This is a genomic window from Hydrogenophaga sp. NFH-34 (assembly GCF_021401345.1).
Classification (GTDB): domain Bacteria; phylum Pseudomonadota; class Gammaproteobacteria; order Burkholderiales; family Burkholderiaceae_C; genus Hydrogenophaga; species Hydrogenophaga electricum.
This window is the reverse complement of sequence record NZ_JACBGE010000003.1, coordinates 147,364-159,921: the sequence shown is the minus strand read 5'-3', so window position 1 is coordinate 159,921 and position 12,558 is coordinate 147,364. Positions and strand designations below refer to the sequence as shown.

Annotated in this window: 11 protein-coding genes; 8 read left to right on the top strand and 3 right to left on the bottom strand. The window is 67.6% G+C overall.

The features are described 5' to 3' along the window. The 3 genes from L0977_RS04175 to L0977_RS04165 all read left to right on the top strand — a co-directional run bounded on the left by L0977_RS04175 (position 1) and on the right by L0977_RS04165 (position 2,943). Complete coding sequence (locus L0977_RS04175; protein ID WP_234263486.1) at positions 1–879, top strand: class III extradiol dioxygenase subunit beta; 879 nt, start codon at positions 1–3, stop codon at positions 877–879. Positions 880–894: 15 nt separating this feature from the next. Next, on the top strand, positions 895–1,845 hold the full coding sequence (locus L0977_RS04170; RefSeq protein ID WP_234263485.1) for a Gfo/Idh/MocA family oxidoreductase: 951 nt from the start codon (positions 895–897) through the stop codon (positions 1,843–1,845). Between the two features lie 99 nt (positions 1,846–1,944). Further along, positions 1,945–2,943 (top strand): aldo/keto reductase, encoded by a 999-nt coding sequence (locus tag L0977_RS04165; protein WP_234263484.1) that lies wholly within the window; start codon positions 1,945–1,947, stop codon positions 2,941–2,943. A gap of 10 nt (positions 2,944–2,953) precedes the next feature. Here the strand turns inward: L0977_RS04165 and mnmH are convergent, their stop codons facing one another. From mnmH to L0977_RS04150, 3 genes are all read right to left on the bottom strand, one after another. Beyond that, positions 2,954–4,054, bottom strand: coding sequence for a tRNA 2-selenouridine(34) synthase MnmH (gene mnmH / locus L0977_RS04160; RefSeq protein WP_234263482.1), 1,101 nt, complete (start codon positions 4,052–4,054; stop codon positions 2,954–2,956). Beyond that, complete coding sequence (gene selD, locus L0977_RS04155) at positions 4,054–5,097, bottom strand: selenide, water dikinase SelD (RefSeq protein WP_234263481.1); 1,044 nt, start codon at positions 5,095–5,097, stop codon at positions 4,054–4,056. Before selD ends, mnmH begins: the two co-directional genes overlap by 1 nt. A 96-nt stretch (positions 5,098–5,193) precedes the next feature. Continuing rightward, on the bottom strand, positions 5,194–6,540 hold the full coding sequence (locus L0977_RS04150) for an esterase-like activity of phytase family protein (protein WP_234263480.1): 1,347 nt from the start codon (positions 6,538–6,540) through the stop codon (positions 5,194–5,196). A 221-nt stretch (positions 6,541–6,761) separates the two neighbouring features. Here L0977_RS04150 and L0977_RS04145 point away from each other — a divergent pair, with 221 nt between their 5' ends. The 5 genes from L0977_RS04145 (at position 6,762) to L0977_RS04125 (ending at position 12,556) form a co-directional block, all read left to right on the top strand. Next, a complete protein-coding gene (locus L0977_RS04145) occupies positions 6,762–7,232 on the top strand; it encodes a Spy/CpxP family protein refolding chaperone (protein WP_234263479.1) in 471 nt (156 codons plus the stop codon). Further along, on the top strand, positions 7,225–7,515 hold the full coding sequence (locus L0977_RS04140; RefSeq protein WP_234263478.1) for a hypothetical protein: 291 nt from the start codon (positions 7,225–7,227) through the stop codon (positions 7,513–7,515). Before L0977_RS04145 ends, L0977_RS04140 begins: the two co-directional genes overlap by 8 nt. A 4-nt stretch (positions 7,516–7,519) precedes the next feature. Then, complete coding sequence (locus tag L0977_RS04135) at positions 7,520–8,221, top strand: response regulator transcription factor (protein WP_234263477.1); 702 nt, start codon at positions 7,520–7,522, stop codon at positions 8,219–8,221. Then, complete coding sequence (locus L0977_RS04130; protein WP_234263476.1) at positions 8,218–9,594, top strand: HAMP domain-containing sensor histidine kinase; 1,377 nt, start codon at positions 8,218–8,220, stop codon at positions 9,592–9,594. Before L0977_RS04135 ends, L0977_RS04130 begins: the two co-directional genes overlap by 4 nt. Positions 9,595–9,664: 70 nt before the next feature. Next, positions 9,665–12,556, top strand: a complete 2,892-nt coding sequence (locus tag L0977_RS04125) for a type I restriction endonuclease subunit R (RefSeq protein WP_234263475.1) — start codon at positions 9,665–9,667, stop codon at positions 12,554–12,556. Positions 12,557–12,558: the final 2 nt, after the last annotated feature.

Below are 12,558 nucleotides of genomic sequence, written 5' to 3'. Positions count from 1 at the left end.
ATGGCAAAAATCACCGCATCCGTCTTCACCTCCCACGTGCCCGCCATCGGCGCGGCCATGGACCTGGGCAAGACCCAGGAAGACTACTGGAAGCCGCTGTTCGCGGGGTACGAGTACTCCAAGCAGTGGATGAAGGACAACAAGCCCGACGTCGTCTTCCTCGTCTACAACGACCACGCCACGGCCTTCAGCCTGGAGATGATCCCGACCTTCGCCATCGGCACGGCGGCCGAGTTCACGCCGGCCGACGAAGGCTGGGGACCGCGCCCGGTGCCGAAGGTGATCGGTCACCCCGACCTGGCCTCGCACATCGCGCAGAGCGTGATCCAGCAGGACTTCGACCTCACCATCGTCAACAAGATGGACGTGGACCACGGCCTGACGGTGCCGCTGTCGCTGATGTGCGGCGAGCTGGATCCGAAGAAGGATGCCTGGCCCTGCCCGGTGATCCCGTTTGCCGTCAACGTGGTGCAGTACCCGGTGCCCTCGGGCAAGCGCTGCTTCATGCTCGGCCAGGCCATCCGCAAGGCGGTCGAGAGCTTCGACGAAGACCTGAAAGTGCACATCTGGGGCACCGGTGGCATGAGCCACCAGCTGCAGGGCGCGCGTGCTGGCCTGATCAACCGCGAGTGGGACAACCACTGGCTGGACCTGATGATCAACGATCCGGTGGCCTGCGCCAACGTGCCGCACATCGACTACGTGCGCGAAGCCGGCAGCGAAGGCATCGAACTCGTGATGTGGCTGATCGCGCGCGGCGCCATGTCCGATGTGGTCGACGGCAAGGTTGTCGGTCCGCTGCCCACGGTCAAGCACCGCTTCTACCATGTGCCCGCGTCCAACACGGCTGTGGGCCACGCCATTCTTGAGAACACGTAACCCGAGGAACACACCATGACCATCAAAGTCGCACTCGCCGGCGCCGGCGCCTTCGGCATCAAGCACCTGGACGGTATCAAGAACATTCCCGACGTCGAGGTGATCTCGGTCATCGGCCGTGACCTGGCCAAGACGCAGGAAGTGGCCGACAAGTACGGCATCCGGCACGTCACCACCGACCTGGCCGACAGCCTGGCCATCGAGGAGCTGGATGCGGTCATCCTGTGCACGCCCACGCAGATGCACGCTGCCCAGACCAAGGCCTGCCTGCAGGCCGGCAAGCATGTGCAGGTGGAGATTCCCCTGTGCGACGTGCTCAAGGAAGGCGAGGAAGTGCTGGCCCTGCAGAAGCAGGTCGGCAAGGTGGCGATGGTGGGCCACACCCGCCGCTTCAACCCCAGCCACCAGTTCGTGCACAAGAAGATCACGGCCGGTGAGTTCAATATCCAGCAGATGGATGTGCAGACCTACTTCTTCCGCCGCACCAACATGAACGCGCTGGGCCAGCCCCGCAGCTGGACCGACCACCTGCTGTGGCACCACGCTGCCCACACCGTGGACCTGTTCGCCTACCAGGCTGGCAGCCCGATCGTGAAGGCCAATGCCGTGCAGGGCCCGATCCACAAGGATCTGGGCATCGCCATGGACATGAGCATCCAGCTGCAGGCCGCCAACGGCGCCATCTGCACGCTGAGCCTGTCCTTCAACAACGACGGCCCGCTCGGCACCTTCTTCCGCTACATCGGTGACACCGCGACCTACATCGCGCGTTACGACGACCTGTTCAACGGCAAGGAAGAACAGATCGACGTGAGCAAGGTCGACGTGTCGATGAACGGCATCGAACTGCAGGACCGCGAGTTCTTTGCCGCCATCCGCGAAGGCCGCGAGCCCAACAGCAGCGTGGCCCAGGTGCTGCCCTGCTACCAGGTGCTGCACCAGCTGGAGCAGCAGCTCGGCGGCTGAGCCCGTCTGCGCAATCCGGGCCCCGGCCCTTCGATCCGCCTTTGGCATCGACGGCTCCATCCTTTGCGGCTGGAGCCGTTTTCATTCAGGAGTGTCCCCATGCAACAACGCCAACTCGGCCCCTTCAGCGTCAGCGCCATCGGCCTGGGCTGCATGAACATCTGCCACGCCTACGGTGCGCCCGTTTCCGAACAGCAGGCCGAGCGCGTGCTGCTGGCGGCGCTGGACGCGGGCGTGACGCACTTCGACACCGCCGCGCTCTACGGCTTTGGCACCAGCGAGACGCTGGTGGGCAAGGTCCTGTCGAAGCACCGCGCGAAGTTCACGCTGGCCAGCAAGTGCGGCATGACCGGTGTGCCCAACGAGCAGGGCGTGAAGGTGCGCGTGATCGACGGCCGCCCCGACACGATCAAGGCCACTTGCGAGGCCGCCCTGCGCCGCCTGCAGACCGACGTGATCGACCTCTACTACCTGCACCGCTGGGACAAGCAGGTGCCCATCGAAGACAGCGTGGGCGCGCTGGCCGAGCTGGTGCGCGAGGGCAAGATCCGCAGCATCGGCCTGAGCGAGGTGTCGGCCGGCACGCTGCGCAAGGCCCATGCGGTGCATCCCATCGCGGCGGTGCAGACGGAGTATTCGCTCTGGACGCGCAACCCCGAGATCGCGGTGTTGCAGGCCTGCCGCGAACTGGGGACGAGCTTTGTGGCGTTCAGTCCGGTGGCGCGCGGCTTCCTGTGCGGCCCGATGGACGTGACGGCCTTCGACCCCAAGGACATCCGCCGCGCCATGCCGCGCTTCTCGCCCGAAAACTACGCCCGCAATGCCGAGCTGCTGCCGCCTTACCTGGCCATCGCGCACGAAGTGGGTTGCTCGCCGGCGCAACTGGCGATCGCCTGGCTGCTGCACCAGGGCGAGCACATCCTGCCGATTCCCGGCACCACCAGCGTGGCGCATCTGCTCGACGACCTGGGGGCAGCCGATGTGCGGCTGTCGGCCGACGTGCTGGCGCGGCTGGACGCGCTGATCCACACCCGCACGGTGCACGGCAACCGCTACACCGCGCAGGCCAACACCGAGGTCGATACCGAGGTGTTCTGAGGACCGGCGCTCACCCGCGCCGACGCAGCCAGTCCAGCACGCTGGTGGCGTCGCCGGTGAACACGATGCGCCCGGCCTGCTGCTGGCGCTGGAAGCGGTACATCGGGTCGTAGTATTCCTGCAGCAGCGCCGCGATCCAGGCGCGGTGCGCCTGCACATCGCCGGCCTGGTGCTGCACCAGGGCATCCTGCAGGCAGGAGCGGATGCGCCGATGCCGTTCGCCGCCCAGCCGTTTGGCGGTCTTGTCCAGGCTTTGCAGCAGGTGGACCGACAGCAAGGCCAACGCCTGCTCGGGGCCGTGCTGCATCGCCAACGCGGTTTGCTGGCCGACCACGTAGTCGCGCAGGATGCGGTCGACGCGGGCTTCGAACGGGGCTTCCAGCCACACCAGCGGGGCGGCGGCGAGCCGGTCGCGCAGCGTGGGCGGCACCGCGCAGCGCCCGATGTGGCGGCCTTCGTCTTCCCACACAAAGTGTTCCATGCCGGCGGCGCGCTTGCGCAGCAGGTCGATGGCCAGGCGGTTCTCGAAATCGATCTGCGTGGGCTGGCCCTGAGGGTGCGCGCCGAAGCTGGAACCGCGGTGGTGTGCATGGCCTTCCAGGTCGATGCCGTGCGCCAGCTGGTTCAGCAGGTCGGTCTTGCCGGTGCCGGTCATGCCGCCCAGCACCGTCAGGCCGCACCCGGTCGCGGCCGCTTCCAGGGTCTGGATCAGTGTCTGGCGCAGCGCCTTGTAGCCGCCGGTGATCAGCGGGTAGCGCACACCGGCTTCGGCCAGCCACTGCTGGGCGATGTGCGAGCGCAGACCGCCGCGAAAACAGTACAGGAAACCGTCGGGGTGGGCCTGGGCGAAAGCGGCCCAGGCGGCAATGCGCTCGGCCTTCACCGGGCCGGCCACCAGCCGGTGGCCGAGCGCGATGGCGGCTTGCTGGCCGTGCTGGCGGAAACACAAGCCGACCGCATGGCGCTCGGCGTCGTTCATCAACGGCAGGTTGACCGCGCCGGGAAACGCGCCTTGGGCAAATTCCACCGGGGCACGCACATCGGCCAGCGGCAGGCCTTGCAGGAACAGTCGGTGGCAGTCGGCGGTTTCGAGCGCGGTGCCCGGGCCCATCAGCGCACCTGGACGCAGTGGGTCTGTCGCTCGGTCAGGTGACCGATGGGCGCCAGTTCAAGGCCGGCGGCGCGCGCGGTGACCAGGAACTCGGCTTCACCGTCCGGGCTGACGGCCACCAGCAGGCCGCCGCTGGTCTGCGGGTCGCACAGCAACTGCTTTTGCAGTGGGGTGATCGGCGCGACCTTGTGGCCGTAGCTGTCGAAGTTGCGCTGCGTGCCGCCGGGCACGGTGCCCAGCGTGAGGTAGTGGTCGATGCCCGGCAGGCGCGGCACGGCGTCGTCGTCGAGCACGGCGGTGAGACCGCTGCCTTCGGCCATCTCGACCAGGTGGCCGAGCAGGCCAAACCCGGTCACGTCGGTCATGGCCTGCACGCCGGCCAGGCGCCCGAAGGCGCGGCCGGGGCGGTTGAGGGTGCACATCCAGTCGCGGGCGACGCCCACGTCCTCGGGGCGCAGCTTGCTCTGCTTTTCGGCGGTGGTCAGGATGCCGATGCCCAGCGGTTTGGTGAGGTAGAGCCGGCTGCCGGCGCGGGCGGTGTCGTTGCGCTTGATGTGGCGTTTGTCGACCACGCCGGTGACGGCCAGGCCGAAGATCGGTTCGGGGGCGTCGATGGAGTGCCCTCCCGCGAGGGGAATGCCCGCGTCGTCGCAGACGGCACGGCCGCCGCGCACCACTTCGCGCGCCACCTCGGGCGGCAGCACGTTGATCGGCCAGCCGAGGATGGCGATCGCCACCAGCGGGTCGGCGCCCATGGCGTAGATGTCGCTGATGGCGTTGGTGGCCGCGATGCGCCCGAAGTCGAACGGATCGTCGACGATGGGCATGAAGAAATCGGTGGTGGAGACCACGCCCCGCTCGTCGTCCAGCGCGTAGACGGCGGCATCGTCGCGCGAGGCGTTGCCCACCCACAGGCGCGGGTCCAGGTGCTGCGCACCGCTGCCGGCGAGGATGACGTCGAGCACCTGGGGGCTGATCTTGCAGCCGCAGCCGGCCCCGTGGCTGTACTGGGTGAGGCGGATGGCGGCGGGGGCGTTGCTCATGGTCGGCGGGGGCTGCGGTGGCGAAGCCGTCACTGTAGCAACACCGCCGGCGAGCGGGTGGCCGGGCCGCCGCAGGCCCTGGCCACCGCAGGTGCTTCAGCGTGCCTGAAGGAAGTCGCCCACTTCCAGCAGCACCAGCTCGTTGTCGTCCGCCTGGTTGGGCGAGCGGCTGCTGGAGAACGGCAGGTTGTTGTCGTTGCCAACGACGATGTGCGTCGCATCGACGCGGTCGACGTTCTCGATGGTGAAGAAGGGGAAGGTGAACACGCCGTTGGTCAGCGGCTTCTTCGAGAGTTTGTTCGGATCGGCGATGTTCATCAGGTCGATGTAGGCGATCTTGCGCAGCGGGCCGTTCACGTTGGCCTCGCTCAGCTCCACCTTCACCACGCGCTTGAACTTCGCCAGGTCGTGGAAGCAGTCGGGGCGCTTCTGGCCTTCGGGGCAGGCCAGGTCGGCCGTGCCTTCGCCGTTGTCGCGCTCGATGACCAGGCCCTCGGTCGGGCTGATCATGTTGAAGTCGCCGATGGCGAGGTGGTTGGCTTCCAGCACGTATTTCCAGTGCCGGCCGGTCCATTGCTCGGTCTTCACGTCGAACTCCAGCACGCGCAGGTACTGCTTGCCGTCCTGGGTTTCGAAGCCTTTGGCGGCGTCGTCGTAGAGCGCGCCTTCGAGCATGGCGTAGAGCTTGCTGCCATCGGGCGAAGCCGCCATGCCCTCGTAGCCCTTGGAGCGGCGCACCTGGAACTTCACCTCACCGCCCGGGGCGCCGGGCGTGGTCACGGCCGGGTGGTCGGGCGAGCGCACCGCCTTGCCGTCGACCTGGGTTTCGAACACGGCCAGCACCTTGCCCTGGAGGTCGGCCTTGATCAGGAAGGGCCCGAACTCTTCGCCGATCCACAGGGCGCCGCCGGCAAACTGGAAGCTCTCCAGGTCCAGGTCGGCGCCGGTCAGGTAGCGCTGTTTGGTGCCTTCGTGGACGATGCGGAACGGCAGCTTCTTGTCGGGGTCGTGCAGGAGCACGGTTTCCAGCCGCTTGAACTGGCCGCCCTTGAAGTCCACCGCGTAGCGGTTGAGGAACAGCGCGAAATCGGGCGAGTTGGCCTTGGAGCCGGCGCCGTTGTCGGTCAGCAGCCAGAAGCTGCCGTCGGGCATGCGCTTGATGCCCGAGTGGCCCTGCACCGGCTGACCCTGGAACGGCAGCGAGACGCCGGTGGGGCGACCGGCCGACTTGCCTTCCACCGAACCGACCGCGTCAACGCGCTGGCCGGTGGTGAACTTGCCGCTGACCTTCAGGTCGGCCGGGGCGTCTTTGGGCGCAGGAATGAAGGTCTTGGCCGGCAGGATGGCGTGGCCTGCCAGGGTGGCGGGATAGGCGGTCTGGGCGTGGGCGCCGTGGAAGGCGATCAGCAGCAGGGCAGGCAGGAGCCGGAAGGTGGGGCGCATGGTGGTGGTGTCGAAAGTGGATCGGATGTGGGCGGGGGAAAACCGCACAGGCGCGCAGCATGGCGGCGTGCCGTGACACCGCCACGACAGCCGGATGAAAGCGGCGTGACGGCACACCTGAAACAAAGCGAAAAAAACCGCGACGGTTTCGACACCCCGGCAGCGGCCGGCGCCGGCACCATGAAGGCCATGTTCAACACCTTCCCCGAAGGAGCACCGTCATGAGAACCTGGACCAGACGCAGCCTTACCGGCCTGGCCGCCGCAACCGTCGTGCTCGGCGGACTGACCGCCTGTGGCGCGCGTGGCGAACACAGCCGAGGCTGGAGCGACGAGCGCATCACCGAGGTGCGTGGCAAGGTGGTCGACAGGATCAGCGGCAAGCTCGATCTCAACGCCGAGCAGAAAACCAAGCTCGCTGCGCTGGCCGACGAGGTGATCGCTTCGCGCAAGCTGATGCGGGGCGATTCGGTCAACCCGCGTGCCGACCTGCAGGCCCTGATCGCAGGCGACCGCTTCGACCGCAGCCGGGCCCAGCAACTGCTCGACCAGAAGCTGCAGGCCGCGCAGGCCAACGGCCCGAAGGTGCTGGCCGCCTTCGGCGACTTCTACGACAGCCTCAACCCCGAGCAGCAGAAACAGGTGCGCGAGCGCCTGGAGAAGCGCGGCCACCGCTGGTGGGGCCGTGGCTGACGCCATCCACGCGATCGCCCGGCAGGCCCGCCCGCACACGGCGGCCCTGCTGGCCGACGCCGACGACCCGCACGCCGAGCTGCTGACCCTGTTCTGGGGGCCGCAGTTCGACCGCGAATACGCCCTGGCGCTCTGGGCCCGCCTGTCGCAGCGCCAGCCGGTGGCGGCGGCGCCGCTGTTGCCCGCGCTGCTGTCCGTGGGCGACCGCTTCGACGCCCTCGCGCGGGGTGACAAAGCCCGGCTTCGCCGCTTGATTGCACGCCACCGCGCCCTGTCAGAATGAGCCGATGAACCGCATCCTGCTGATCGACGACGACGAAAACCTCGGCCCGCCGCTGGCGACCTACTTCCAGCGTTTCGAGCTGCAACTGGTGCACGCCACCCGGCCGAGCGCCGGCTTGGCCCTGTTGCGGGCCGGTGGTTTCGACGCCGCCATCCTGGACGTGATGCTGCCGGAAATGGACGGTTTCGAGCTGTGCCGCACCATCCGCAAGGAAAGCGACATCCCGGTGGTGATGCTGACCGCGCGCGGCGAGGTGATGGACCGCATCGTCGGCCTGGAACTGGGGGCCGACGACTACCTGCCCAAACCGTTCGAGCCGCGCGAACTGGTCGCGCGCCTGCAGACCGTGTTGCGGCGCCTCAAGCCGGCAGGCAACGGCCACGCCGCGGTGCTGAGCGCCGCGCCCACGCTGCGCTTTGACGGGCTGGAAATCGACACCGCGCGCCGCAGCGTGCGCCGCCTGGACGGCGAGGTCGAACTGACCGGCACCGAATACGAACTGCTGCTGATGCTGGCGCGTGAGCCCGGCAAGGTCTTCAGCCGCGACGACATCCTCAACCAGTTGCGCGGCCACGAGGCCGACCTCTACACCCGCGCGGTCGACATCGTGGTCAGCCGCCTGCGCCGCAAGCTGGAGCCGCTGGACTGCATCAAGACCCTGCGCAACGCCGGCTATTCGCTGGCCTTGCGGCGGGAGGGCGCATGAGCCGCCGGCAGCCCTCGGCCTGGCGGCGCGCCAAGCACCGTGTTGCGCATTCGATCAAGCTGCGCATGGTGCTGGTGTTCCTGCTGCTCGCGACGGCCATGACCTTCATCTTCGTCACCGGTGCCCAGAAGGCCTTCTCGGTCGGCTGGCGCGACGCCGCACGCCCCTTGCTGATGGACTATGTCGACCAGCTCACGCGCGAATGCACCGGTGCCAGCGGTACCCCGAGCATCGAGCGGGCCCAGGCCATCATCGGGCGGCTGCCGCTGACCGTCACCATCCAGGGGCCCACGGTCAACTGGTCGTCGCACCCGAACCAGACCCCGCCCGACTGGCTGCAGGACAAGGTCGATCATGGGGCCGCATCGCGCGGGCGCCAGGGCGACCGCGGTATCGACTGGCAGCAGGTCCTTCAGCGCACCACGGCCGACGGCCACGTGCTCACCTTCGGCATCAACGGCGAGGCGTTCGAACGCAAGCCGCGCATGATCGGCTACGCCCTGGTCTCGCTGCTGGTGCTGACCCTGCTGGCCTGGCTGTACGTCCGGCGCCTGCTCAAGCCGCTGGACGCCATCGGCGAAGGCGCACAGCGGTTCGGCCGGGGCGACTTCAGCCAGCCGATTCCCGAGCGCTGCATCCACGGCCCGGACGAGCTGGGCGAGCTGGCGCTGACCATCAACACCATGGGTCAGGACATCCACCAGATGCTGGAAGCCAAGCGCGCGCTGCTGCTCGCGATCAGCCACGAACTGCGCAGCCCGCTCACGCGGGCGCGCCTCAACGCCGAACTGCTGCCGGAAAGCGACGACGTGGACCCGCAGCGCAAGGCCCTGCTGCGCGACCTGCAGGAAATGGCCACGCTGATCAGCGACCTGCTGGAGAGCGAGCGCCTGTCGGGCGACCATGCCGCGCTGCAGCGTGCGCCCACCGACCTGCCGGCGCTGGCCGCGCAGGTCATTGAAGACCTGAAAGCCCGCCACCCCGGGGCAGCACGGGTGGCGGTGAGCGCCCCGGCAGGCATGCCCCCCGTGTCGGTGGACCCGTCGCGGGTGCGCCTGCTGCTGCGCAACCTGATCGACAACGCGTTGCGCCACGGCGCCGACGCCACCGAATCGCCGACCGTGACCCTCTCGGCCGATGGCGGGACGGTCACGCTGGAAGTGCGCGACCACGGCCCCGGCGTGCCCGAAGAGCAACTGGCCCACCTGGCGCAGGCGTTCTACCGCCCCGACAGTGCGCGCACCCGCGCTGCCGGCGGCGTGGGGCTGGGCCTGTACCTGTGCCGCCTGGTGGCGCAGGCCCACGGCGGCGTGCTGTCGGCACGCAACGCTGGGCCGGGACTGGTGGTGACGGTGACGCTGCGGCAGGCTTGACGCGGGCCGCCGACATCGCGCGCCCCGCCCCTAGAATGCAACAAGAGGAAACAACGACACCCCCAGACACATGACGCCCGAGGCACGCGCCCGCCAGACCATCGACGCGCTGCTCACCGCAGCCGGCTGGCACGTTTGCGATGTGGCCAGCGCCAACCTCCGCGCGGCCACCGGCATCGCCATCCGCGAATTCCCCCTCAACCCCGGCCACGGCTTTGCCGACTACCTGCTCTACGTCAACGGCAAGGCCTGCGGCGTCATCGAAGCCAAGAAAGAAGGCGCCACCCTCAGCGGTGTGGAAGTGCAAAGCGCCCGCTACGCCCAGGGCCTGCCGGCCAGCCTGCCCGCGTGGCGGCGCCCGCTGCCCTTCGTGTTCGAGTCCACCGGGGTCGAAACCCGCTTCACCAACGGGCTGGACCCGTTGCCCCGCGCCCGCCCGGTGTTCGCCTTTTTCCGGCCCGAACTGCTGGTGCAATGGCTCGCCTACCTGTCGCCACCTACGGCCAGCAACACGGGCGACATCAACGAAGCCCCCACCTTCCTGGCCCGCCTGCAACAGCGCCCCCCGCTGGTCACCGAATGGGGGCAGGGCGGCGCCCACTTCAAGCTCTGGCCGGCGCAGATACAGGCCATCACGAATCTGGAGGCGAGCCTGGCTGCCAACAAGCCGCGCGCCCTCATCCAGATGGCCACCGGCAGCGGCAAGACCTTCACCGCCATCAGTGCCATCTACCGGCTCATCAAGTTCGGCGGCGCGCGGCGCGTGCTGTTTCTGGTGGACCGGGGCAACTTGGCCCGCCAGACCAAGAAGGAATTTGACGCCTACGCCAGCCCGCACAACGCCTACAAGTTCGGCGAAGAGTTCATCGTCCAGCACCTGCAGGGCAACCAGCTCGACAAGAACGCCCGCGTGGTCATCTGCACCATCCAGCGCATGTTCAGCCTGCTCAAGGGCAAAGACCTGCCCGATGAGGCCGACGAAGAAAGCACCGAAGGCGCCGAAGCCCTGTTCAAAGACCCCGAACCCATTGGCTACAACCCGGCCATCCCCATCGAGAGCTTCGACATCGTCATCACCGACGAAGCCCACCGCAGCATCTACAACCTGTGGCGCCAGGTGCTGGAGTACTTTGACGCCTACCTGATTGGCCTGACCGCCACGCCCAACAAACAGACCTTCGGCTTCTTCAACCAGAACCTGGTCATGGAATACGGCCACGCCCAGGCCGTGGCCGACGGCGTCAACGTCAACTACGACGTCTACCGCATCCAGACCGAAGTGACCGAGCAAGGCGCCAAGGTGGACAAAGGCTACTGGCTGGAAACGCAAGACAAAGCCACCCGCCGCAAGACCGCCTGGCAGCTCGACGACGACTTTGAATACCGCCCCGAAGAGCTGGACCGCGCCGTACAGACGCCCGACCAGATCCGCACCGTCGTCCGCACCCTGCGCGACCGCTGGCAATCAGACCTGTTTCCCCTGCGCAGCGAGGTGCCCAAAACCCTGGTCTTTGCCAAAGACGACAACCACGCCGAAAAGATCGTCGAAATCCTGCGCGAGGAATTTGGCCGCGGCAACGAATTCGCGCAGAAGATCACCTACCGCAGTGCACAGGGTGGAGGCGCCAACCCCGAACAGCTCATCAAGGACTTCCGCACCAGCTACTACCCGCGCGTGGCCGTCACGGTGGACATGATCGCCACCGGCACCGACATCAAGCCGGTGGAAATCGTCATGTTCATGCGCAGCGTCAAAAGCCGCAGCTTCTTTGAACAGATGAAAGGCCGCGGCGTGCGCGTGTGCCGGGACGACGACCTGCGCAGCGTCAACCCCGGCGACCACGTGCGCAAAGACCACTTCGTCATCGTCGATTGCGTGGGCGTCTGCGAACGCGACAAGACCGACAGCCGCCCCATGGACAGCAAAAAGGCCGTGCCGTTGGACAAGCTGCTGCAGGCCGTGGCCCTCGGCAATGTGGAGGACGAGGTCATCAGCAGCGTGGCCGTGCGCCTGACCCGGCTGGACCGCGACGTGAGCGAGGCCGACCAGGCCCGGGTGATGGAGGCCAGCGGGGGCCACAGCTTGCGCGACATCGCCCGCGGCCTGGTGCAGGCGCTGGAAACCGCGCGCGACGAAGACACGCCGCCCCAGCAGGCCGAAGTGGCGCTGCAACACGCCACCGAACCCCTGGCCAACCCCGCGCTGCGCGAACTCATCCTCAAGCTCAAGCAGAAGGCCGACCTGATCATCGACACCGTCACGCAAGACGCGCTGCTGCACGCCGGCTTTGCCGAAGCAGCCAGCGACCGCGCCCAGCAGCTGGTGCAAAGCTTCGAAGCCTTCATCCAGCAGCACAAAGACGAAATCACCGCACTGCAAATCCTCTACAACCGCCCGGTGCGCGCGCCCCTGCGGTTTGAAGACATCAAGGCCCTGGCCGACGCGCTGCACGCCCCGCCGCACCTCATCGACGAAAGCGCCCTCTGGCAGGCCTACGCCGCGCTGCAAAAAGGCAAGGTCAAAGGGAGCAACCAGAAGCGGCTGCTGACCGACATCGTCAGCCTGGTGCGCTTTGCCATGCAGCAAGACAACGAACTCGTGCCCTACCCCGAACGGGTGCAGGCCAACTTCAATGCATGGCTCGCCCAGGCCCGCGATGCCCATGCCCGTCACTCCTCACAGGACCCCGTCCGTGATTCCCCACCGGACCCAGTCCATCATTCCCCATCGGACCCAGTCCGTCATTCCCGCGAAGGCGGGAATCCAGACCCCTTCACCCCCGAACAACTCCACTGGCTGGAAATGATCCGCGACCACATCGCCGCCAACCTCGGCATTGAACTGGAAGACTTCGACTACGCGCCCTTCAGCCAGCAAGGCGGCCTGGGCCGCGTGCACCAGCTGTTTGGCGAACAGTTGCCGCAGGTGATGGATGAGCTGAACCGGGAGTTGGTGGCGTGAGG